The sequence below is a fragment of the Pseudomonas sp. Z003-0.4C(8344-21) genome, from assembly GCF_900104975.1.
In the GTDB taxonomy this organism is placed as follows: Bacteria; Pseudomonadota; Gammaproteobacteria; order Pseudomonadales; family Pseudomonadaceae; genus Aquipseudomonas; species Aquipseudomonas granadensis.
In genome coordinates this window covers 4,770,248-4,791,920 of the sequence record NZ_LT629756.1, presented here as the reverse complement: position 1 = coordinate 4,791,920, position 21,673 = coordinate 4,770,248, and the positions used below count along the sequence as shown (strand labels likewise).

Here is a 21,673-nt window from a genome sequence, read left to right as displayed (position 1 = left end):
CCCTGCATAAACAGACGACCGAATTGCCTACCCGATGACCGACGAATCGCCCTCCATCGACAAACTGCTGAAAAACCTCGATCACGCCATGCTCGCCGACCGTCACCGGTTGCGCCGGCAGTTGCTTGAGCTGCGCAAGAAACCCGACGAGGCGAAACTGGCTCAGTGGGTGGCGCGCATGCAGGCGTCCTGTGATCAGGTGCTGGCGCGCAAGGCCAGCCTGCCGGTGATTCGTTACGACGACAGCCTGCCGATCGCGGCCAAACGTGACGAAATCAAAAAGGCCCTGGAACAGCATCAGGTGCTGATCATCGCCGGCGAAACCGGTTCGGGCAAAACCACCCAGTTGCCGAAGATCTGTCTGGAAATCGGTCGCGGCCAGCACGGTTTGATCGGCCACACCCAGCCGCGTCGAATCGCTGCGCGCAGTGTCGCCAGTCGCGTCGCCGAAGAACTCGGCACACCGCTCGGGTCGCTGGTCGGCTATCAGGTGCGATTCGAGGATCAGAGCGACGCCAACACCCTGATCAAGCTGATGACCGACGGCATACTGCTCGCGGAAACCCAGAACGACCGCTATCTGGAACGCTACGACACGATCATCGTCGACGAAGCCCACGAACGCAGCCTCAACATCGATTTCCTCCTCGGTTACCTGAAAACCCTGCTGCCGCGCCGTCCGGATCTGAAAGTCATCATCACCTCGGCGACCATTGATCTGGAGCGCTTTTCCAAGCACTTCGACGATGCGCCGATTGTCGAAGTCTCCGGCCGCACGTTCCCGGTGGAAACCTGGTATCGCCCGCTGACACTGGAGCAGGACGAGGAGGGCAACCGTGTCGAGGACGACCTGACCGTCGATCAGGCGATCCTCGCCACCCTCGACGAGATCGCCGCTTATGAGCGCAGCGAACGCCGCAGCCCCGGCGATGTGCTGGTGTTCCTGCCCGGCGAGCGCGAGATCCGCGATGCCGCCGACATGTTGCGCAAGGCGCAGCTCAAACACACCGAAATCCTGCCGCTCTACGCGCGCCTGTCGCCGGCTGAGCAGCAGCGGATTTTCCAGTCGCACCCCGGTCGCCGTGTAGTCCTGGCGACCAACGTTGCCGAAACCTCGCTGACCGTGCCGGGCATCCGCTACGTGATCGACAGCGGCACCGCGCGCATCAGCCGCTACAGCTACCGCGCCAAGGTTCAACGCTTGCCGATCGAGGCGATTTCCCAGGCCAGCGCCAATCAGCGCAAGGGCCGTTGCGGCCGGGTCGAGCCGGGTATCTGCGTGCGCCTGTACAGCGAGGAAGACTTCCTCGGTCGCCCGGAATTTACCGATCCGGAAATCCTGCGCACCAACCTCGCCGCCGTTATCTTGCAGATGCTGCACCTGCGCCTTGGCGAAATCACCGCGTTCCCGTTCATCGAGCCGCCGGATGGCAAGGCGATCAGCGACGGGTTCAACCTGTTGCAGGAGCTTTCGGCAGTCGACCGTAACAGTCAGCTGACGCCGCTGGGTCGCCAATTGGCGCGCCTGCCGGTCGATCCGCGCATGGGCCGCATGCTGCTGGAAGCGGCGAAACTCGGCAGCCTGCAGGAAGTGCTGATCGTCGCCAGCGCCATGTCGATTCAGGACCCGCGCGAGCGTCCGCCGGAGCGTCAGCAAGCGGCCGATCAGGCCCACGCACAATGGAAAGACAGCGATTCCGACTTCGCCGGACTGGTCAATCTATGGCGCGGTTTTGAAGAGCAGCGCCAGGCGCTGACGGCCAGTCCGCTGCGCAACTGGTGCCGCAAGAACTTCCTCAATTACATGCGCTTGCGCGAATGGCGCGACTCGCATCGCCAGTTGAGCCTGATCTGCCGCGACCTGCAGTTGAGCCTGAACAAAGAGCCGGCCGACTATCCGAAACTGCACAAAGCGGTGCTGGTCGGCCTGCTCAGCCAGATCGGCCAGAAAACTGAAGACGGCGATTACCTCGGCGCACGGCAGCGACGCTTCTGGATTCATCCGTCGTCGGGTATCGGCAAAAAGCGCCCGCAATGGCTGATGGCCGCTGAACTGGTGGAAACCACCAAGCTCTATGCGCGCATGGTCGCCAAGATCGACGCCGACTGGATCGAACCGCTGGCCGGGCACCTGATCAAGAAAAACCACTTCGAACCGCACTGGGAAAAGAAGCGCGGTCAGGTGGTGGCTTTCGAGCAGATCACCTTGTTCGGCCTGATCGTCGTCGGCCGGCGCCCGGTGCATTACGGCCCGGTCGATCCCGTGGTGTCGCGCGAGCTGTTTATCCGCGAAGGCCTGGTGCGCGGCGAGATTCAGTCGCGAGCCAAATGCCTGAGCGCCAACCAGCAATTGCTCGAGCAGCTCGACGAACTGGAAGCCAAGGCGCGCCGCCGTGACATTCTTGCCGACGAAGAAACCCTCTACGCCTTCTACGATGCGCGTCTGCCGGCCGAGATCCACCAGACTGCGACCTTCGATAGCTGGTACAAGGTCAACAGCCAGAAAGACCCGCAACTGCTGATCATGCGCGAAGAGGACGTGCTGGCCCGCGAGGCCAGTGAAGTCACCGCACGCGATTACCCGGACACGCTGCACATCGGCGATCTGGAACTGGCGCTGGCCTATCACTTCGAACCCAATCACCCGCGCGACGGCGTGACCCTGCGAGTGCCGGCGCCGCTGTTGCCGATGCTGCCGCCGGAGCGCCTGGAGTGGCTGGTGCCGGGGCTGATCGAGGCCAAATGCATTGCGCTGGTGCGCAATCTGCCGAAAGCCCTGCGCAAGAACTTCGTGCCGGTGCCGGATTTCATCAAAGCCGCGTTGCAGCGCATGACCTTCGCCGAAGGTTCGCTGCCGCAAGCATTGGGTCGTGAACTGCTGCGCATGACCGGTGCGCGGGTCAGCGACGAGGCGTGGGCGGAAGCTGCGCAGCAGGTGGAAAGCCATCTGCGCATGAACCTGGAAATCGTCGATGGCCAAGGCAAGTTCCTCGGCGAAGGCCGCGATCTGGCCGAGCTGACCGCGCGCTTTGCCGAAGCCAGCCAGGCGGCACTGGCGGTGCCGCAGAGTGCCAGGAGTCAGCAGCCGGTGGAGGCGAAAGTCTTCGCGCCGGTAGCGCAAAAGACTCAGCAAAAGATTGCCGGCCTGTCGATGACGGTGTACCCGGCGCTGGTCGAGGAGGGCGGTACGGTCAAGGAAGGGCGCTTCTCGACGCCGGCCGAGGCCGAGTTCCAGCATCGTCGAGCCTTGCAGCGCTTGCTGATGCAGCAATTGGCCGAGCCGGCCAAATTCCTGCGCGGCAAGTTGCCGGGGCAGACCGAGCTGGGCTTGCTCTATCGTGAGCTGGGCCGCGTCGATGCGCTGGTCGAAGACATTCTGCTGGCCAGTCTCGACAGCTGCATCCTGGACGGCGAAGACCCGTTGCCCCGTGACGGTGCCGGTCTGGCGGCACTGGCCGAGCGCAAACGCGGCAACTGGACCGAGCACGCCGAACGCGTGGCGCGCCTGACCCTGGAAATTCTCAAGCTCTGGCACGGTTTGCAAAAACGCTTCAAGGGCAAGATCGACCTCGCTCAAGCGGTGGCGCTGAATGACATCAAGCAGCAAATCGGCCATCTGGTCTATCCGGGGTTCGTCCGTGAAACGCCGATGCAGTGGCTCAAGGAGCTGCCGCGTTACCTGAAAGCAGTCGAACAGCGTTTCGACAAGCTTGCTGCGCAATTGCAGAAGGACCGGGTCTGGAGCAGCGAACTCGCCGGCCTCTGGGCGCAATACCAGGCCCGTGCGGCCAAGCATGCGCAGGAAGGCAAGCGCGATCCGCAGCTTGAGTTGTACCGCTGGTGGCTGGAGGAATACCGCGTCTCGCTGTTCGCCCAGCAGTTGGGCACGAAAGTACCGATCTCGGACAAGCGCCTGAGCAAGCAGTGGAGTCAGGTCGAGCCTTGATCTCGAGCCATGCGCAATCCCCTGTAGGAGTGAGCCTGCTCGCGATTGCGGTGTGTCAGTCACATTATCACTGGCAGACAGATCGCTATCGCGAGCAGGCTCACTCCTACAGGGGGAGCGGCGTTTAGCAGGAGAATGGCGCCAAAACCTTGGGTTTATGGCAAACTTCGCCACAATAAACGCCGGTTTCGCGACCCAGAGCCTTCGCTGTGTCGCGCCGCGGAATAAAACAATGCCAGGTTTGCGTCCCCCGGACGGCAATAGACCCTTTGTGTGTTGGTACGACGGTTCCAGCACTTTCTGCCTGAACAGATTAGAGAAACGAGCATGCATAACGTCGTCATCAGCGGCACCGGCCTGTACACCCCGGCCAACAGCATCTCCAACGAAGAGCTGGTGGAATCTTTCAACACCTACGTCGCCCGGTTCAATGCCGACAATGCCGAGGCCATCGCCAGCGGCGAAGTCCAGGCCCTGACCGAATCCAGCGCCGCGTTCATCGAAAAAGCCTCGGGCATCAAGAGCCGCTTCGTCATGGACAAGGACGGCATCCTTGATCCGCAACGCATGGCCCCGCGCCTGCCGGAGCGTTCCAACGACGAATGGTCGGTGCTCTGCCAGATGGCCGTGGGCGCGGCCGAGCAAGCCTTGCAGCGTGCCGGCAAGACCGCCGCCGATATCGACGGCGTGATCGTTGCCTGCTCGAACCTGCAACGCGCCTATCCGGCCATTGCCATCGAAGTCCAGGAAGCGCTGGGCATTCAGGGCTTCGGTTTCGACATGAACGTGGCCTGCTCCTCGGCGACCTTCGGCATTCAGGCGGCGGCCAACAGTGTGCAACTGGCCCAGGCGCGGGCGATTCTGATGGTCAACCCGGAAGTCTGCACCGGTCACCTCAACTTCCGCGACCGTGACAGCCACTTCATTTTCGGTGACGCCGCCACGGCCGTGATCATCGAGCGGGCCGATCTGGCCACGTCCAAATACCAGTTCGACGTGGTCAGCACCAAGCTGCTGACCAAGTTCTCCAACAACATCCGCAACAACTTTGGTTTCCTCAACCGTGCGGCTGAGGAAGGCATTGGCACGCGCGACAAGCTGTTCGTGCAGGAAGGCCGCAAGGTGTTCAAGGACGTTTGCCCGATGGTTGCCGAACTGGTCGGCGAGCATCTGCAGGAAAACCAGCTCAATGTCGCCGATGTGAAGCGCTTCTGGCTGCACCAGGCCAACCTGAGCATGAACCACCTGATCGTGCGCAAACTGCTCGGCCGCGAAGCCACCGAAGAGGAAGCGCCGGTTATTCTCGACACCTACGCCAACACCAGTTCGGCCGGTTCGGTGATTGCATTCCACAAATATCAGGACGACCTCGCCTCCGGCTCGCTGGCGGTGCTCAGTTCGTTCGGTGCAGGCTATTCGATCGGCAGCGTGATTCTGCGCAAGCGGTGAAATCGGTTTAATTTCCGCTTAATCGCGGCGACCTTTCCTACATCCGAATCGGTTCTAACGCTGTAATTTTTCCGCAGAGAGCGGCAGGTCCATCACCTGCCGCGTTCGTCTATGGAATCGGAACAAGGGGATGATGGATGGCGGCTGACGATACCCTTCTGCTCACGCGCCTGCTGGCTGGCGAGCAACAGGCATTCAAGGAACTGGTGACGACGTATCAGAGCGCCATGCGCGCCGTGGCTTATGCCATCGTCGGCCAGCGCCATGTCGAGGAGGTAGTGCAGGACGCCTGGCTGTCGGTGGTGCGCCATCTCGGCAGCTTCGAGGGGCGTTCCAGCCTCAAGACCTGGCTGCTGACGATCACCGCCAATTCGGCGAAAAGCCGCTACAAGCTCAATCGCCGCGAAGTGCTGATGGATGATTTGCCATCGCCTCACGGCAGCATCGACGACGATCGTTTTTCCTCGAGTGACGGCCATTGGCTGGTAGCGCCGTTCGCCTGGCATCAGGACACGCCCGAAGCGCTGCTCACCGAAGGCGAATTGCGTGACTGCCTGGAGCACACGCTGCTGAGCCTGTCGGAACTGCAGAGCAGCGTCTTGCTGTTGCGCGAGCGTCAGGGACTGGAGCTGGAAGAAATCTGTAATCTTCTGGAGATCTCGCTCTCCAACGTGCGTGTGCTGCTGCATCGTGCGCGGCTGAAAGTCTTCGCGACCGTGGAGCATTTTGAGGAGACCGGAGAATGCTGACCTGTAAGGAACAAGTGGCGCGCTCCAGCGATTATCTCGATGACCAGTTGAGTTTTCGGGAAAAGCTGATGGTGCGCCATCACTTGATGTTCTGCCCCAACTGCCGGCGTTTCATGCGGCAGATGCGTTTGATGCAGGCGACACTGAAGGCGATGCCGGAGAAACCGGAACAGGGAGTGGATGCCCTGGCTGAACGTCTGGCGACGCAGAGGCGTGACGAGAATTCCTGAAAAAATCAGCCCGGTGTAGCGCCAGCGAACGGATGATGGGGATCGCTGAAGCGGCACCGGGCTGCAGGAAAACCAGCTTCGATCGACAAGCCGCAAGGGGAGCGGTGACTTGCAGCTTGTCGCTCGAAGCCTGGAGCTGTTTTCTTAGAACTTGGCTTCGGCGTCCAGTTGCAGCGTGTTGGCATCTGCATCGCGCTGACCGCGGCTGGCGAAGTCGGCCTTGGTCAGGAAGTAGGTCGCGCCGATGGCGAAGTTCTTGTCGATGTCGTAACCGACCTTGAACTTGTGACCACGCGAACCGGTAGTGCCGTTGGCGAAGTCGGAGTCGGTGAAGGCACCGACCACGGCGTTGCGCTGCACGTCGCGGTAGTTGTAGTCGAGGTTCAGGCCGAACACTTTCGATTTTGCGCCGAGCAACCAGGCGGTGTCCTGATCGGTCACGGCATCGTTGTTTTTCACGTACTGACCGTAGAACGACAGTGGCATCGGCAGACCGCCGATGTCGACCTGGCTGAACCCTTCATACAGACGGAATTCGTTGTTGGCCGAGTTGCCGTTGACGGCCAGGGCGCACGGTGTCGAAGTACCGGTGCAACGGCTGTCGTCGTCGTTCTGGTAGGCGTAGACACTGCCACCCAAAGTCACTTTCAGGTTATCGGTGATGTTGAAGCGGCTGCCCAACTGGCCGGCGGTCAGACGCAGGTCGTGGCGGAACTGCACGCCGTCGCCGTCGACGTTGTCCTTGAGGTTGTAGTTACCCAGGCTGCCGAACAGCTCGGCGCTGCCGCCCAGTGGGTACTTGTAAGTGAGTGCCAGACCTTCCGGGTTGATATCGCTGTCCCAGATCACGTCGCCCATGCTCACCCACGGTTGCAGCATCTTGCCGCCGATGACGTGCAGGTTCTTGATCTGGTCAGGGTGGTAGTCGATGTAGCCGAGGTCGAGCCAGATCTGCTTCTTGTCGAAGTAGTTGTCCTGGTCCTGGTTGGTCGAACGCGCGTCGTCACCGCCGCCAGTGGCGATACGAATGCCGGTGTCGACCTGCGGGTTGATCTCGGTATAGGCGCCCAGACGGGCACGGATGCGCTGACGGTCCTTGTCGCGGCCGCCGTTGTTCGGTTCGCCGTCGATCTTGATGGTTTCCTGACGGACACGCACATCGCCTTTGAACTGGGTCTTGGCCGCCCAGGCCAGTTTCTGGTCGAAGGCGCTTTGTTCGTTGCTCTTCTTTGCGACAGCCGCGACTTGTTCATTGGTCTCTTGCTGCGCCTGCTGGGCGATTTGCTGAGCCTTCTGATCCTTGGCCAGCTCCGTTTGCAGTTCGATGTACTGCGCCTGGGAAATCGAACCGTTGGCCTTGAGCATGTCGAGCAGTTTGGCGTCGACTGCGGCACTGGCCGGAACACTCATGGCCAGCAACAGGCCGCCACACAGGGCTGCCGCAGTTTTCGTGGAAGCAAGACGCATAGCAATCTCCGAAGATGAAAGGGATGGCTGAACCATCCTGGGCACAACCGACGTTGACGTCGGAAAACTGTGTCCGGGCTAGAACCCGGCGCTCTAAAAACAGGCGCCAGTATCGCGATCGTTTATGACAGAGCAGTGGCACGGTGATGGCAGGTTGATGACGATCGCGATGCGCCCTGAACTATCGGGCTAGAGCACTGTCGTCGCGATGGCGGGTGTGCAACCGTGCGCAATCGGCGATACTCGCCGGGCGCTGAAGTCTGTCTGGAGAGCTTGTCGATGCCGTTGCAATGCCTGCAAAACCTGTCGCAAATCGCCCCGGCGAGCTGGGACGCACTGGTGCCGGAAAACCAGCCGTTTCTGCGTCACGCTTTCCTCAGTGCGATGGAGGACAGCGGCAGCGTCGGCCCGCACAGCGGTTGGCAGCCCGAGCATTTGCTGCATGTTGAAGGGGATCGCCTGATCGCCGCGTTACCCGGTTATCGCAAGTGGCATTCCTACGGCGAATACGTTTTCGATCACGGCTGGGCCGACGCCTGTGCCCGTGCCGGCATCGAGTATTACCCCAAGTATCTCAGCGCCGTGCCGTTCAGCCCGGTCGGCGGTCCGCGGCTATTGGCGGCGAATGTCGAAGACGGTTACGAACTGCTCAAGAGTCTGCCGGGCTATCTGGAGATCGAAGGGCTTTCCAGCGCGCACATCAATTTCACCGACCCGTTCACCGACGCGGCGATGGCCGCACAGCCTGGCTGGCTGCAGCGCATTGGCTGCCAGTATCACTGGCAGAATCGCGGCTACCGCGACTTCCAGGATTTCCTCGATGCGCTCAGTTCACGCAAGCGCAAACAGATGCGCAAGGAGCGTGAGCAAGTGGCGGAGCAGGGCTTCGAATTCGAGTGGCTGGAGGGGCATGAGCTGGACGAGGCGCAATGGGATTTCGTCTACGCCTGCTACGCCAATACCTACGCGGTGCGGCGCCAGGCGCCGTACCTGACCCGTGAGTTTTTCAGTCTGCTCGCCGAGCGCATGCCCGAAGCGATTCGCGTGGTACTGGCCAAACAAGGTTCTCGGCCGGTGGCGATGGCCTTTAGTCTGGTCGGTGGCGACAGTTTCTACGGTCGTTACTGGGGCTGCCTGGCCGAGTTCGATCGGCTGCATTTCGAGACGTGTTTCTATCAGGGCATGGACTATGCGATCGCCCACGGCTATCAGCGCTTTGATGCCGGTGCGCAGGGTGAACACAAGTTGATTCGCGGGTTTGAGCCGGTGATCACCCATTCGTGGCATTACTTGCGCCACCCGGGGTTGAAGGCGGCGGTGAAGGATTTCCTCCAGCAGGAACGGGCCGGCGTCCTTGCTTATGCCGAAGAAGCCCGCAGCGCCTTGCCCTACCGCCAGACCTAGAACCCTTGCAGGAGTGAGCCTGCTCGCGATGGCGGTGTGTCAGTCAATGTTATTGATGCTGACACTCCGCCATCGCGAGCAGGCTCACTCCTACAGGTCTTGTGGTGTTCGGCAGATTTAATCGATGCCGACAAAGCCTCCGGTCTGATGCGCCCACAGCCGCGCGTACAAGCCGCGATGGGCGAGCAATTCGGCGTGGGTTCCGCTTTCGGCGATCTTGCCGTTTTCCAGCACCACCAGCCGGTCCATGCGCGCGATGGTCGAAAGGCGGTGGGCAATGGCGATCACGGTTTTGCCCTGCATCAGGGTTTCCAGGCTTTCCTGAATCGCCGCTTCGACTTCCGAGTCCAGCGCCGAGGTGGCTTCGTCCATGATCAGGATCGGCGCGTCCTTGAGCAGCACCCGCGCGATGGCGATACGTTGCCGCTGGCCGCCGGACAGTTTCACCCCGCGCTCACCGACATGCGCGTCGAAGCCGGTACGGCCCTCGGCATCGGACAGCAGCGGAATGAACTCATCGGCACGGGCCTTGTGCACCGCTTCCCACAGCTCGGCGTCGGTCGCGTCGGGTTTGCCATAAAGCAAATTGTCGCGGATCGAACGGTGCAGCAAGGAGGTGTCCTGAGTGATCATGCCGATACGCTCGCGCAGGCTTTCCTGGCCGACTTCGGCGATGTTCTGGCCATCGATCAGAATCCGCCCGCCCTCGACGTCGTACAGGCGCAGCAGCAGGTTGACCAGCGTCGATTTGCCAGCGCCGGACGGGCCGATCAAACCGATCTTTTCCCCCGGTTTGATGTTCAGGTTGAGGTCGCCGATGATCCCGCGTTTTTTGCCGTAGTGAAAATCCACGTGCTCGAAACGCACTTCGCCACGGGCCACTTGCAACGGTTTGGCCTGCTCGTGATCGGTGACGCTGACCGGTTGCGAAATGGTGCGCAAACCGTCCTGGACCATGCCGATGTTTTCGAAGATCCCGGTGACCACCCACATGATCCAGCCGGACATGTTGACGATGCGGATCACCAGCCCGGTCGCCAGGGCAATCGCCCCGACCGTGATCAGCGACTGGGTCCACAGCCACAAGGCCAGCGCCGTAGTGCCGACGATCAGCAGGCCGTTCATGGTGGTGATCGTCACGTCCATGCTGGTCACCACACGGCCGGCCATTTGTGCTTTGACGGTCTGTTCTTCGATGGCCTCTTTGGCGTAGTGCTGTTCGAAGTTGGTGTGGGCGAACAGTTTCAGCGTGGCGATGTTGGTGTAGCCGTCGACGATGCGGCCCATCAGTTTCGAGCGCGCGTCGGAGGCTTCCACCGAGCGTTCCTTCACGCGGGGGACGAAGTAATACAGCGCGCCGATGTAGGCGATGATCCACGTCAGCAGCGGAATCATCAGGCGCCAGTCGGCCTCGGCGAACAGCACCAGCGAACTGATCGCGTAGATCACCACGTGCCACAACGCGTCGACCGCCTGCACCGCCGAATCACGCAGCGAGTTGCCGGTCTGCATGATCCGCTGGGCGATGCGCCCCGCGAAGTCGTTCTGGAAGAAATTCAGGCTCTGCTTGAGCACGTAGCTGTGGTTCTGCCAGCGAATCATGCTGGTCATGCCCGGGCTCAGGGTCTGGTGCACCAGCAGGTCGTGGAGGGCGAAAAAGATCGGCCGCAGCACCAGGGCCACCACCAGCATCCACGTCAGTTCGAGGGCGTGTTCACTGAAGAAGTTCGGGTTGGGCGTGCCCTGCGCCAAGTCGATGATGCGGCTCAGGTAACTGAACAGCGCCACTTCGATCAGCGAGGCAAACAGCCCGACGACCAGCAGGGCGGCGAAACTCGGCCAGACCTGCTTCAGATAATAGGTATAGAAAGGCCAGACGCGGTCTGGAGGAGACGCCGTCGGGGCGTCGCGGAAGATATCGATCAGTTGTTCGAAACGGCGATAGAGCATCAGATAATCGCCCGCAAGACGGGCTCTCCTTTTATCAGTGTGAGCGGCGCGGGATCAGGCCGTCGCCGCTCGTAATGCCCTGCAGCAATCAGTCGATGCGCTTGGCCGACTTGATGATCACAGGGTCGACAGGCACGTTTTGCATGCCTTGTTTGGTAGTGGTTTGCGAGTTGACGATGATATCCACGACGTCCATGCCCTTGACCACTTTGGCGAACACCGCGTAACCGGCATCACGGCCCGGATCGAGGAACGCGTTGTCAGCCACATTGATGAAGAACTGGCTGGTGGCCGAATCCGGGTTGGAGGTGCGGGCCATCGACAGGGTGCCGCGAACGTTGTGCAGGCCGTTGCTGGCTTCGTTCTTGATCGGCGCCTTGGTGTCTTTTTGTTGCATCTGTTGAGTGAAGCCGCCGCCCTGTGCCATGAAGCCCGGGATCACGCGGTGGAAAATCGTGTTGGTGTAAAAGCCGCTGTCGACGTACTCAAGAAAGTTCTTGGTGCTGATCGGTGCCTTGACCGGGTCCAGTTCGATTTCGATCTGGCCGTTGGTGGTGTCGAGCAAAACATGGGGCGCCTTGGCTGGGGTGGCAGCCATCAGGTTGGCGGCAAACAGCACGGTACCAGCGGCGAGGGCGAGTTTTTTCAGCATGGGTCAGTGATCCTGAGATTGAATGTCGGCTGCGGCGAGAAACTCCAGCAGCGTGTGGTTGAAGCGTTCGGGTTGATCGAGCGGGGTGGCGTGGCGCGAGTCGGCGATCACCACCAGCCGCGCATTCGGTAGCAGTTTTACATAGGTTTCTTTCAGCGCCACAGGCGTGTAGTCGCGGTCGGCGCTGACGATGAGGGTTGGACAGGTCACCCGGGAAAGTCGTTCCTGAACCCCCCAACCCACAATCGCATCGAAGCTGGCGAGATAAGCACGTTTGTCGTTTGTTGCCCAGCGTTCGGCCATTTTTCGTCGCAGGTCGGCCTGTTCCGGCTTGGGAAAAAGCTTGCTGCCGAGGGCTTTGCCGATGGTCTCGAGGCTGAGCAGGCGCATCAGGCTCCAGCGCTTGAACCACTGCCAGTAATCGTCGCGGCTGCGCAGTTTGACCTGTGGTGCGCTGTTGACGATGGTCAGGCTTTTCAGTGCCTGCGGCTGATCGACGCCGAGCTGGAAGCCGATCATCCCGCCCATCGACAGGCCGACATAGTGCACCGGGCCGAGGTTCAGATATTCGATCAGCGCGAGCAGGTCGGTGCTGAAACCGGCGATGCTGTAACGCTCACGCGGCTTGTCCGAGCGGCCGTGACCGCGAATATCCGGGACGATCACCCGGTAATGCGCGGCCAGTGCCGGGATCTGCATCTCCCAGTCCAGCGTGCTCGAACCAAGCCCGTGGACCAGCAATAACGGGGCGCCGTGGCCATATTCTTCGTAATGCAGGTTGCAACCATCGTGCTCGAAAAAGGCCATCGGTGAACTCCGTGTCAGGCTTGCTCGGGGGCGGCGAACGGGGCGTCCAGCGGCAAGGTATCGAAGGTGCGCAGCAGTTCGATAAGGATTTGCGTGGCCGGGCCCAAGGGTTTGTCCTTGTTCGAATACAGATAGAAGCTGGAATTGCGATTGCCGCCTCTGTCCAACGGTAGCAGCTTCAGCGAGCCATCCTTGAGTTCCCGCTCGATCATGTGCCGGGGCAGCCAGGCAAAGCCCAGTCCGCTGCTGACAAACGTTGCGGCAGTGGCAAGGCTGCCGACCGTCCAGCGCTGTTCGGCGCCGAGCCAGCCGACATCGCGCGGCTGCTGGCGACCGGAGTCGCGGATCACCACTTGCATCTGGGTCTCCAGATCCTGAAAGCTCAGCTCGCGATTGAGCCGGTGCAGCGGGTGATCAGGGTGGGCGACGGCGACGAACTCGACGTCGCTTAATTCCGCCCCCAGATAACCGGGAATGCTCAGACCGGTGATCGCCAGGTCGGCAACGCCTTCGAGCAGGACTTCCTCAACGCCCGACAATACTTCTTCGCGCAGACGCACCCGGCAGCCGCGGCTCTGCGGCATGAACGCGGTCAATGCCCGCACGATACGCGCGCTCGGGTACGCCGCGTCGACCACCAGCCGCACTTCGGCTTCCCAGCCTTGCTCCATGTGGTGGGCAAGGTCTTCGAGTTGGCTGGCCTGTTTCACCAGTTGCCGGGAACGGCGCAGCAGCACGCCGCCGGCTTCGGTGAGCACGGCTTTACGGCCGTCGATGCGCAGAAGCGGCACGCCGAGCTGGTCCTGCATGCGCGCCACGGTGTAGCTCACCGACGATTGCGAACGGTGCAAGACCTCGGCGGCCTGGGCGAATCCGCCGTGGTCGACCACGGCCTGCAACGTTCGCCATTGATCCAGTGTCACGCGGGGCGCTTTCATCAATAGCTCCTCTTGTCCTAAGCTGGCCGTTCCCCATGGAGAGCGGCGAATGAAAAAATTCTGTTGTGTGGTGCTGGCGTTGCTGCCGTTGACGGCTTTTGCTTATCCGATCGATGTGCAGAAAGACCTCAACGGCATGAAGATCGACTACGAGACCTTCGACACCGATAACGACATCGGCTCGATTCGGGTGGCCAACTACGGTGACGTCGATGCGACGTGTCGCGCGGTATTCAGCAACGGTCCGGAAGCGCCGCGCACGCGCAGTATCGACGTGCCGGCCGGCAAACATAAAAACGCCACGGCCAAGTTCACCCGCGAGATCATCAAGCTGCGCATCAAACTGACCTGCACCCCGAAATAACGGTAATCCCTTGTAGGAGTGAGCCTGCTCGCGATAGCGGTGTGTCAGTTGCCGGTGATATCGGCTGATCCACCGCTATCGCGAGCAGGCTCACTCCTGCAACGGGCATGGGTTAGCTTATAAACGAATTTATCGATCGGTTACAGCGGATAATTGCGCTTTTTAATCGATTCAGCCCTGTTTAATGTTCACTCCATCGACCTACAACATATTCGGATGGAGGCTACACACCATGTCCCGCGTTCTGATCATCGAAAGCAGCGCCCGTCAGCAAGACTCGGTTTCGCGTCAACTGACCCAGACCTTCATCGCTCAGTGGAAAGCCGCGCACCCGAACGATCAGATCACTGTGCGTGACCTCGCCGTTAACCCGGTGCCGCACCTGGACGCCAACCTGCTGGGCGGTTGGATGAAGCCTGCGCAACAACGTAACGAAATCGAACAAGCCTCGCTGGACCGCTCTAACGCCTTGACCGATGAGCTGCTGGCGGCCGACGTGCTGGTGCTGGCGGCGCCGATGTACAACTTCGCCATTCCGAGCACGCTCAAGGCCTGGCTGGACCATGTGCTGCGCGCCGGGGTGACCTTCAAGTACACCGAAAGCGGTCCGCAAGGCCTGCTCAATGACAAGCGTGCCTTTGTCTTGACGGCACGTGGCGGGGTGTATGCCGGTGGCCCGGCGGATCATCAGGAACCGTACCTGCGTCAGGTCATGGGTTTCATCGGCATCCACGACGTGACGTTCATTCACGCCGAGGGCATGAACCTCGGTGGCGACTTCCAGGAAAAAGGCCTGAATCAAGCCAGCGCCAAACTGTCCCAAGTCGCTTGATATGTTAATCGCCAGATAATCGCTGGATGGTCTAGTGACCTGGCGCAACCCCTTCAAGGCTTTACGCGCAACGAACCTCCCTTTGCACTTTTGCTCCTGAGTGCTGTAGCCCGATTGAACGCTTTAGCGAGATCGGGCTTTTTTTTGCCTGGGATTTGATGATCGACATAATTCCCCTTGTAGGAGTGAGCCTGCTCGCGATGCCGGTGTGTCAGCCAATACAGATGCGCCTGAACGACCGCGATCGCGAGCAGGCTCACTCCTGCAGGGGATTTGTGTTGGTTGCAGAATCGAAAACCGCTATCGTCGCGGCCATTCGATTTCCGAGGCGAGCATGGGCTATCTACTTTTTGTCACGCTGATCCAAGCGTTTTCCTTCAGTCTGATCGGCGAATACCTGGCGGGGCATGTCGACAGTTATTTTGCGGTGCTGGTGCGCGTGGTGCTGGCCGGGCTGGTGTTCATTCCGTTGACGCGCTGGCGTTCGGTGGAGCCGGCGTTCATGCGCGGCATGCTGCTGATCGGCGCATTGCAGTTCGGTGTGACTTACGTCTGCCTGTACCTGAGCTTCCGTGTGCTGACCGTGCCGGAAGTCTTGCTGTTCACCATCCTGACGCCGCTGCATGTGACGTTGATCGAAGACGCGCTGAACCGCCGCTTTAATCCTTGGGCGCTGATTGCTGCGCTGGTGGCGGTGGGCGGGGCGGCGGTGATTCGCTTCGACAGCATCAGCCCGGATTTCTTCATGGGCTTCCTGCTGTTGCAACTGGCCAACTTCACTTACGCGGCGGGGCAGGTGCTGTACAAGCATCTGGTGGCGAAACACCCGAGCGATCTGCCGCATTACCGGCGCTTCGGCTACTTCTACCTCGGCGCACTCGCCGTGGTATTGCCGGCGTTTCTGCTGTTCGGTAAAGCCAATTTTCTGCCCGAAGCGCCACGGCAATGGGGCGTGTTGTTGTTTCTGGGGCTGGTGTCAACGGCGTTGGGTCTGTACTGGTGGAACAAGGGCGCGTGCATGGTCAACGGCGGCACGCTAGCGGTGATGAACAACCTGCATGTGCCGGTGGGGTTGTTGTTGAACCTGCTGATCTGGAATCAGCATGAGGAACTGGGGCGGTTGTTCCTTGGCGGGAGTGTGATTCTCGCCGCCGTTTGGATCAGCCGGTTGGGTATCCGCAAATCCCCGGCGACCGCATAACTCTTGATTCACATATAACCCTGTGGGAGCCAGCCTGCTGGCGATAGCGGAGTGTCAGTCATTATCGATGTGACTGACACACCTCAATCGCCAGCAGGCTGGCTCCCACATTCGTTTGTGAACTACATCAAATGCTTTTCAGGCTCGGGAATGCTCGCCGAACCCAACACCGCCGGCAACAACCCCGAACGCAAATCCCCACCACTTGGCTGCTGATACAGACTCAAGCCAAACTCCGGCAACACCGCCAGCAGATAATCGAAAATGTCCCCCTGAATCCGCTCGTAATCGGCCCAAACGGTGGTGCGGGTGAAACAGTAGATTTCCAGCGGAATGCCCTGGGCGGTTGTCTGCATCTGCCGCACCATGCAGGTCATGTTCGGCTGAATCTCCGGGTGACTCTTCAAGTACGCCAGCGCATAAGCGCGGAAGGTACCGATGTTGGTCATGCGCCGGCGGTTGGCCGACATCGCCGCGACGTTACCCTGCGCCTCATTCCAGGCCTTGAGTTCGGCTTTCTTGCGGCTCATGTAGTCGGTCAGCAGGTGCACTTGCGAGAGTTTTTCTTCTTCATCGTCGCGGATGAAGCGCACGCCGCTGGCGTCGATGAACAGGCTGCGCTTGATCCGCCGCCCGCCCGATTGCTGCATGCCGCGCCAGTTCTTGAACGACTCGGACATCAACCGCCAGGTCGGGATCGAGACGATGGTCTTATCGAAATTCTGCACCTTGACCGTGTGCAGAGTGATATCGACCACATCGCCGTCGGCACCGACTTGCGGCATTTCGATCCAGTCACCGACGCGCAGCATGTCGTTGCTGGTCAGTTGCACGCTGGCAACGAATGACAGCAGGGTGTCCTTGTAGACCAACAGAATCACCGCCGACATCGCACCCAGACCGGACAGCAGCAACAGCGGCGAGCGGTCGATCAGGGTGGCGACGATGATGATCGCGCCGAACACGTACAAGACCATTTTCGCCAGTTGCACGTAGCCTTTGATCGAGCGCGTACGTGCATGTTCGGTACGCGCATAGATGTCGAGCAGGGCATTGAGCAGGGCGCTGACCGCCAGCAGCAGGAACAGAATGGTGAACGCCAGCGCCACGTTGCCAAGGAAGTTCATCGCGTTTTTGCTCAGCTCGGGCACCAGGTGCAGGCCGAACTGAATCACCAGCGACGGCGTCATCTGCGCCAGGCGCTGAAACACCTTGTTGTGACGAAAGTCGTTGATCCAGTGCAGCGCTGGCTGACGCCCGAGCATGCGGCTGGCGTGCAGGATCAGATAGCGCGCCACTCGTCCGAGGACGAGGGCAACCACCAGCAGCACCATCAACGCCAGTCCCGATTGCAACAGCGGATGCTGTTCGAGGGTGCCCCAGAGGTCCTGAGCTTTGAGCCAGAGCTGTTTGATATCCATAAGCGAAACGTTTCTTCTATAAGGCGCGAGGGGGGGATTAGAGCATTTAAGACGCTGCGTATTACGATTGGAGACAACTCAGGCAACAAAAAAACCACTGATTGCGCCCGTTTGCACAAAGAAACTCGGCCTGAGCGCTCGAAACCGGTAACCTATGCAGCTGTTTTTTTGCATATCTTCGAGGTAGCACCCGTGTTTTCCCAATTCGCCCTGCACGAACGCCTGCTTAAAGCCGTGGCCGAGCTGAAATTTGTCGAGCCAACGCCTGTGCAAGCCGCGGCCATTCCGCTGGCGCTCCAAGGGCGTGATCTGCGGGTGACGGCGCAAACCGGTAGTGGCAAAACCGCCGCTTTCGTTCTGCCCATCCTCAATCGCCTGATCGGCCCGGCGAAGATTCGCGTCAGCATCAAGACGCTGATCCTGCTGCCGACCCGCGAACTGGCCCAGCAGACCTTGAAGGAAGTCGAACGCTTCTCGCAGTTCACCTTCATCAAATCCGGGCTGATCACCGGCGGCGAAGACTTCAAGGTCCAGGCGGCGATGCTGCGCAAAGTGCCGGACATCCTCATTGGCACCCCGGGCCGGATGATCGAGCAACTCAACGCCGGCAACCTCGACCTCAAGGAAGTCGAAGTGCTGGTGCTCGACGAAGCCGACCGCATGCTCGACATGGGTTTTGCCGAAGACGTGCAGCGTCTGGTCGATGAATGCCCGAACCGTCAGCAGACCATGCTGTTCTCCGCCACCACCGGCGGTTCCGGCCTGCGCGAGATGATCGGCAAGGTGCTGAACAACCCTGAGCACTTGCAGCTCAACGCGGTCAGCCAACTGAACTCGACCACCCGTCAGCAAATCATCACTGCTGACCACAATCAGCACAAAGAGCAGATTGTGAATTGGCTGCTGGCCAACGAGACCTACCAGAAAGCGATTGTTTTCACCAATACCCGCGCCATGGCCGACCGCATCTACGGCCGCTTGGTGGCGCAGGAATACAAGGCGTTCGTGCTGCACGGCGAAAAAGACCAGAAGGATCGCAAACTGGCGATCGATCGCCTGAAGCAGGGCGGCGTGAAGATTCTGGTGGCGACCGATGTTGCGGCCCGTGGTCTGGACGTTGATGGTCTGGATCTGGTGATCAACTTCGACATGCCACGCAGCGGCGATGAATACGTGCACCGCATTGGTCGTACTGGGCGTGCCGGTAACGACGGTCTGGCGATCTCGCTGATCTGCCATGGCGACTGGAACCTGATGTCGAGCATCGAGCGCTATCTGAAGCAGAGCTTCGAGCGCCGCACCATCAAGGAAGTCAAAGGCACCTACAGCGGGCCGAAAAAGGTCAAGGCCTCGGGCAAGGCTGTTGGCGTGAAAAAGAAAAAGACTGACGCCAAGGGCGACAAGAAGAAAACCGCGGCCAAGACGCCGACCAAGCGCAAGAGCGCCAACCGGCCAAAACCGGATTCACTGGTGAGCAGCGACGGCATGGCCCCGCTCAAGCGCCGCAAACCGGCCGAGCCTGCGGCTGAGTAAGAGTTTAATACGCGCACAAAAAAACCGGACGATGTCCGGTTTTTTTATGTCTTCAGCTATCAGCTTTTTTCTCTGCCGAGCCCAGTTCTTTCAGACGCTGGTCGATCAACTGGCATTTGTCGGGCAGATCGGCGCTCGCCGTGCCCAGGTCCATTTTCTGCAACTCAGCGTTGATCTCCTTGGCTTTTTCCGGGTTCTGCTCGGTCAGTTTCGAGACTTCCTTCGCCAGCTGTTCGCGTTTGATCGTCGCTTCTTCCGGCGTGCAGGCCCACACGGGCAGGGCGCAGGCGAGGGTAGCGGCGAGGGTGAGCTTGATCAGGATTTTCATCGGGGCAGGCCTCAGTTCCGGTTAAGGCAGTCAAGCGGTTGAGGGCGAGACGCAGGGAAAAGTTCATCCCGAATTCGTCTCAACTGCCGTGGCTGCAACCGGAGCGGATAGCTTCTTCATACCGATCATGATGCCGCACCCATTCCATGATCTCGTCTTCATTGCGGCCCTTGGGCGTGAGGTCAAGGTAGTGATAGGCGCCGACCAGCATGTCCAGGCCGCGGGCATAGGTTGAATAGGTGTGGAAAATCTCGCCTTGGTCGTTGCGATAAAACACGCTTAACCCGGGCATTTCTTCCTCGGCGCTGTCGGTCTTTTCGTAGTTGTAGGTAGCCGTTCCTGCTGCGACGTCGGCCACGCGTGCACATACGTCGAAGTCAAAGTTGAAGTCGCAACCCTCTGACGACACCCAGTCGAATTTCCAGCCCATGCGTTTCTTGAAATCTTGAAACTCGCTGAACGGTGCGTGAGACACGGCCACCACGGCGACATCGTGATGGGCCAGATGCTGGTTGGCGCCGTCAATGTGGTCGCTGAGAAACGAGCAACCCTGACAGCCTTCCTGCCAGCCCTTGGCGAACATAAAGTGATAGATGATCAGCTGGCTGTGCTTGCCGAACAGGTCGGTGAGCTTCAGTTCGCCGTTCGGGCCCTGAAAGTGGTAATCCTTGTCGATCTTTACCCAGGGCAGGGCGCGGCGTTCGGCGCTGAGACGGTCGCGTTCGCGGGTGAAGGCTTTTTCGTGGGCCAGGTGTTGCTGGCGCGCGGCGAGCCATTCTTCGCGCGATACCACCGGATGGTTTTCGACGTTCATGACGATGTCTCCTGCGGGGTTGAACCGGCTGTTTCAGACTAGTCGTTCAACCGCCGGGCAAATCGACAGACCGCCGGTCGGTCAGTGCCGGAAACGCGGCTGAACGGCTGTGCGCCGCTCCGGTCACAACCTGAGAACGCACCATTACCGATGCGCACCGGAGGTTGAATCAGGATGACCACATACAATTGGGATTTGATTGAACGCTTGCTGCATGAAGTTCAGAACAGCGCCGGACACAGTTTCACGCCGCGCCCCTATGCCGAGGAGCACGCCGCGAATATGGCGGCGTCGGGTGAGCCGGTGGAAAACCTGGATCATCTGAAAACGCAGGCGTGCCAATACGAGAAATTGCTGCTGGAACGCGGTTTCATCGAGCCACGGCCAGAGGACGAGGGTGGCAACGGCGAAAACTTCGTCCTGACCCCGCGCGGTGCGAGCCTGCTGAGCCTGATCGACAGCAGCATTCCGGGCAATGACCATCCGCGTCAGGTGCTGGATGAGCAGGAGGATGCGCTGGATGAGTTGACGTTTGATGAAGTGGCGTCCAAGGCCCAGATTGCCTGAAGCCAACACCTGAACCTGTAGGAGTGAGCCTGCTCGCGATAGCGGTCGATCAGTCACATCACTGATGACTGAACCACCGCTATCGCGAGCAGGCTCACTCCTACAGGGGATCTCGATTTTCTCAGGGTTTCTTTGCGCCCTTCAGGCACTTCAGGTCGTTGAAATCCTTACGCACGCCCTCGATCTTTTTCAACAAGCGTTCACGCTGCTGCGGCGTGCTGTCGGCCATCAGGTCCACCGCCAGCGCGCGGCCCTGTGCTTCGGTGTTGGCGTAGGCCTTGCGGTAGTCCGCCGTCCATAAACGCTCACGGTTGACCAGCAGCGTCTCGATGCGTTGGGCGAACTCAGGGCTCTGGCGCTGTGCCACGGCGGCGCTGAATTGCTGCTGCCAATGGGCGCGGTTGGCGATCCATTGGGTGTTCTGATCGCCTAGCGCCGCGGACCACTGCGCCACCCGTTGTTTTTGCCTGTCGCTGAGTGGGCCGAGCCAGTCGCCGAAACGTTTTTCCATGCGCTCGCCGCGTTCCTTGATTTGTTGCGCCACCGGCGGCTCGACGTATTCCTTCTGGCGCTTGCGCAAATCCTTGGCGAAGGCGTCGTTCATTTCCGCTACCTGTTTGTCATCCAGACCCTGCAGCAGCTCAATGGCCGACGGCGTGATTTCCCGAGCGGTCTGGGCGATCGCCTGTTTGGCTTCGGCGGTGCGTTCCTGCAGGGCAGCGTCGGTGACCTGATTGCTTTCGACCATGCTTTGCAGGCGATCGAGCCAATCCAGATAACCGGGCAATTGCGTGGTGCAGTGCCAGCTCAAATGTTCCCTGAGCCGTTCGTTGAACCAGTCTTTCTGCTCGCCGTTCATGTCCAGGTAATCGCCGAGCGTCCATGGAATGATCACGTCGAGATTGCGGTAGGCCAGGCCGACACGGCTACAGGCGCCGAGGGCGAGGGTGAAGATCAATAAAGCGGCGATGTGTTTGAACCAGCGAGACATGGGCAAATCCTTGCGAGAGCCTGGCGTCGG

Annotated in this window: 19 protein-coding genes; 10 read left to right on the top strand and 9 right to left on the bottom strand. The window is 60.2% G+C overall.

Features of this window, described 5'->3' with window-relative positions:
- Positions 1–34: 34 nt before the first annotated feature.
- The 4 genes from hrpA (at position 35) to BLU24_RS21560 (ending at position 6,374) form a co-directional block, all read left to right on the top strand.
- Positions 35–3,946 (top strand): ATP-dependent RNA helicase HrpA, encoded by a 3,912-nt coding sequence (gene hrpA / locus BLU24_RS21575; RefSeq protein WP_093103694.1) that lies wholly within the window; start codon positions 35–37, stop codon positions 3,944–3,946.
- A 327-nt stretch (positions 3,947–4,273) separates the two neighbouring features.
- A complete protein-coding gene (locus BLU24_RS21570) occupies positions 4,274–5,395 on the top strand; it encodes a beta-ketoacyl-ACP synthase III (protein ID WP_093103691.1) in 1,122 nt (373 codons plus the stop codon).
- 137 nt (positions 5,396–5,532) lie between these two features.
- Positions 5,533–6,144 (top strand): RNA polymerase sigma factor, encoded by a 612-nt coding sequence (locus tag BLU24_RS21565; protein ID WP_093103688.1) that lies wholly within the window; start codon positions 5,533–5,535, stop codon positions 6,142–6,144.
- Positions 6,138–6,374 carry an anti-sigma factor family protein gene (locus BLU24_RS21560; RefSeq protein ID WP_090282255.1) on the top strand — a complete coding sequence of 79 codons (237 nt, stop codon included), beginning with the start codon at positions 6,138–6,140 and terminating at the stop codon, positions 6,372–6,374. Before BLU24_RS21565 ends, BLU24_RS21560 begins: the two co-directional genes overlap by 7 nt.
- Before the next feature lie 144 nt (positions 6,375–6,518).
- Here the strand turns inward: BLU24_RS21560 and BLU24_RS21555 are convergent, their stop codons facing one another.
- The gene (locus tag BLU24_RS21555) at positions 6,519–7,841 is read right to left on the bottom strand and encodes a putative porin (protein WP_093103685.1); all 1,323 of its coding nucleotides are present in this window, start codon (positions 7,839–7,841) and stop codon (positions 6,519–6,521) included.
- 279 nt (positions 7,842–8,120) lie between these two features.
- Here BLU24_RS21555 and BLU24_RS21550 point away from each other — a divergent pair, with 279 nt between their 5' ends.
- The gene (locus tag BLU24_RS21550; protein ID WP_093103682.1) at positions 8,121–9,245 is read left to right on the top strand and encodes a GNAT family N-acetyltransferase; all 1,125 of its coding nucleotides are present in this window, start codon (positions 8,121–8,123) and stop codon (positions 9,243–9,245) included.
- 117 nt (positions 9,246–9,362) lie between these two features.
- Here BLU24_RS21550 and BLU24_RS21545 read toward each other — a convergent pair whose 3' ends face one another.
- The 4 genes from BLU24_RS21545 to BLU24_RS21530 all read right to left on the bottom strand — a co-directional run bounded on the left by BLU24_RS21545 (position 9,363) and on the right by BLU24_RS21530 (position 13,592).
- Positions 9,363–11,195, bottom strand: coding sequence for an ABC transporter ATP-binding protein (locus tag BLU24_RS21545; RefSeq protein ID WP_093103679.1), 1,833 nt, complete (start codon positions 11,193–11,195; stop codon positions 9,363–9,365).
- 88 nt (positions 11,196–11,283) lie between these two features.
- Entirely contained in the window at positions 11,284–11,847 is a 564-nt protein-coding gene (locus BLU24_RS21540; RefSeq protein ID WP_093103676.1) for a peptidylprolyl isomerase, read from the bottom strand.
- A gap of 3 nt (positions 11,848–11,850) precedes the next feature.
- On the bottom strand, positions 11,851–12,654 hold the full coding sequence (locus tag BLU24_RS21535) for an alpha/beta fold hydrolase (RefSeq protein WP_093103673.1): 804 nt from the start codon (positions 12,652–12,654) through the stop codon (positions 11,851–11,853).
- Between the two features lie 14 nt (positions 12,655–12,668).
- The gene (locus BLU24_RS21530) at positions 12,669–13,592 is read right to left on the bottom strand and encodes a LysR family transcriptional regulator (RefSeq protein ID WP_090282261.1); all 924 of its coding nucleotides are present in this window, start codon (positions 13,590–13,592) and stop codon (positions 12,669–12,671) included.
- Positions 13,593–13,641: 49 nt separating this feature from the next.
- Between BLU24_RS21530 and BLU24_RS21525 the strand changes: the two genes are divergently transcribed.
- The 3 genes from BLU24_RS21525 (at position 13,642) to BLU24_RS21515 (ending at position 15,989) form a co-directional block, all read left to right on the top strand.
- The gene (locus BLU24_RS21525) at positions 13,642–13,956 is read left to right on the top strand and encodes a 3-phosphoglycerate kinase (protein ID WP_083353346.1); all 315 of its coding nucleotides are present in this window, start codon (positions 13,642–13,644) and stop codon (positions 13,954–13,956) included.
- A 232-nt stretch (positions 13,957–14,188) separates the two neighbouring features.
- Complete coding sequence (locus tag BLU24_RS21520) at positions 14,189–14,788, top strand: FMN-dependent NADH-azoreductase (protein ID WP_093103670.1); 600 nt, start codon at positions 14,189–14,191, stop codon at positions 14,786–14,788.
- Between the two features lie 334 nt (positions 14,789–15,122).
- Positions 15,123–15,989, top strand: coding sequence for a carboxylate/amino acid/amine transporter (locus BLU24_RS21515; RefSeq protein WP_093103667.1), 867 nt, complete (start codon positions 15,123–15,125; stop codon positions 15,987–15,989).
- 122 nt (positions 15,990–16,111) lie between these two features.
- Here BLU24_RS21515 and BLU24_RS21510 read toward each other — a convergent pair whose 3' ends face one another.
- Positions 16,112–17,410, bottom strand: coding sequence for a mechanosensitive ion channel family protein (locus BLU24_RS21510; RefSeq protein ID WP_093103665.1), 1,299 nt, complete (start codon positions 17,408–17,410; stop codon positions 16,112–16,114).
- A gap of 192 nt (positions 17,411–17,602) precedes the next feature.
- On the opposite strand from BLU24_RS21510, the gene BLU24_RS21505 reads away from it, so the two are divergent.
- Complete coding sequence (locus BLU24_RS21505) at positions 17,603–18,943, top strand: DEAD/DEAH box helicase (RefSeq protein WP_093103662.1); 1,341 nt, start codon at positions 17,603–17,605, stop codon at positions 18,941–18,943.
- A 52-nt stretch (positions 18,944–18,995) separates the two neighbouring features.
- On the opposite strand, the gene BLU24_RS21500 is transcribed toward BLU24_RS21505, so the two are convergent.
- Both BLU24_RS21500 and BLU24_RS21495 read right to left on the bottom strand, forming a co-directional pair.
- A complete protein-coding gene (locus tag BLU24_RS21500) occupies positions 18,996–19,271 on the bottom strand; it encodes a hypothetical protein (protein WP_093103660.1) in 276 nt (91 codons plus the stop codon).
- A gap of 79 nt (positions 19,272–19,350) precedes the next feature.
- Positions 19,351–20,085: a DUF899 domain-containing protein gene (locus tag BLU24_RS21495; protein WP_093103657.1), complete on the bottom strand. Its 735-nt coding sequence runs from the start codon at positions 20,083–20,085 to the stop codon at positions 19,351–19,353.
- Between the two features lie 174 nt (positions 20,086–20,259).
- On the opposite strand from BLU24_RS21495, the gene BLU24_RS21490 reads away from it, so the two are divergent.
- The gene (locus tag BLU24_RS21490) at positions 20,260–20,652 is read left to right on the top strand and encodes a transcriptional regulator (protein ID WP_090282272.1); all 393 of its coding nucleotides are present in this window, start codon (positions 20,260–20,262) and stop codon (positions 20,650–20,652) included.
- 121 nt (positions 20,653–20,773) lie between these two features.
- On the opposite strand, the gene BLU24_RS21485 is transcribed toward BLU24_RS21490, so the two are convergent.
- On the bottom strand, positions 20,774–21,643 hold the full coding sequence (locus BLU24_RS21485) for a DUF6279 family lipoprotein (RefSeq protein ID WP_093103654.1): 870 nt from the start codon (positions 21,641–21,643) through the stop codon (positions 20,774–20,776).
- Positions 21,644–21,673: the final 30 nt, after the last annotated feature.

What these genes read in the sequence shown, in the direction of transcription:
- BLU24_RS21515 (WP_093103667.1), top strand. Translation starts at nt 15,123, where the DNA reads ATGGGCTATCTACTTTTTGTCACGCTGATCCAAGCGTTTTCCTTCAGT.
- BLU24_RS21550 (WP_093103682.1), top strand. Translation starts at nt 8,121, where the DNA reads ATGCCGTTGCAATGCCTGCAAAACCTGTCGCAAATCGCCCCGGCGAGC.
- BLU24_RS21545 (WP_093103679.1), bottom strand. Translation starts at nt 11,195, where the DNA reads ATGCTCTATCGCCGTTTCGAACAACTGATCGATATCTTCCGCGACGCC.
- BLU24_RS21570 (WP_093103691.1), top strand. Translation starts at nt 4,274, where the DNA reads ATGCATAACGTCGTCATCAGCGGCACCGGCCTGTACACCCCGGCCAAC.
- BLU24_RS21525 (WP_083353346.1), top strand. Translation starts at nt 13,642, where the DNA reads ATGAAAAAATTCTGTTGTGTGGTGCTGGCGTTGCTGCCGTTGACGGCT.
- BLU24_RS21490 (WP_090282272.1), top strand. Translation starts at nt 20,260, where the DNA reads ATGACCACATACAATTGGGATTTGATTGAACGCTTGCTGCATGAAGTT.
- BLU24_RS21530 (WP_090282261.1), bottom strand. Translation starts at nt 13,592, where the DNA reads ATGAAAGCGCCCCGCGTGACACTGGATCAATGGCGAACGTTGCAGGCC.
- BLU24_RS21540 (WP_093103676.1), bottom strand. Translation starts at nt 11,847, where the DNA reads ATGCTGAAAAAACTCGCCCTCGCCGCTGGTACCGTGCTGTTTGCCGCC.
- hrpA (WP_093103694.1), top strand. Translation starts at nt 35, where the DNA reads ATGACCGACGAATCGCCCTCCATCGACAAACTGCTGAAAAACCTCGAT.
- BLU24_RS21560 (WP_090282255.1), top strand. Translation starts at nt 6,138, where the DNA reads ATGCTGACCTGTAAGGAACAAGTGGCGCGCTCCAGCGATTATCTCGAT.
- BLU24_RS21535 (WP_093103673.1), bottom strand. Translation starts at nt 12,654, where the DNA reads ATGGCCTTTTTCGAGCACGATGGTTGCAACCTGCATTACGAAGAATAT.
- BLU24_RS21495 (WP_093103657.1), bottom strand. Translation starts at nt 20,085, where the DNA reads ATGAACGTCGAAAACCATCCGGTGGTATCGCGCGAAGAATGGCTCGCC.
- BLU24_RS21500 (WP_093103660.1), bottom strand. Translation starts at nt 19,271, where the DNA reads ATGAAAATCCTGATCAAGCTCACCCTCGCCGCTACCCTCGCCTGCGCC.
- BLU24_RS21510 (WP_093103665.1), bottom strand. Translation starts at nt 17,410, where the DNA reads ATGGATATCAAACAGCTCTGGCTCAAAGCTCAGGACCTCTGGGGCACC.
- BLU24_RS21555 (WP_093103685.1), bottom strand. Translation starts at nt 7,841, where the DNA reads ATGCGTCTTGCTTCCACGAAAACTGCGGCAGCCCTGTGTGGCGGCCTG.
- BLU24_RS21565 (WP_093103688.1), top strand. Translation starts at nt 5,533, where the DNA reads ATGGCGGCTGACGATACCCTTCTGCTCACGCGCCTGCTGGCTGGCGAG.
- BLU24_RS21520 (WP_093103670.1), top strand. Translation starts at nt 14,189, where the DNA reads ATGTCCCGCGTTCTGATCATCGAAAGCAGCGCCCGTCAGCAAGACTCG.
- BLU24_RS21485 (WP_093103654.1), bottom strand. Translation starts at nt 21,643, where the DNA reads ATGTCTCGCTGGTTCAAACACATCGCCGCTTTATTGATCTTCACCCTC.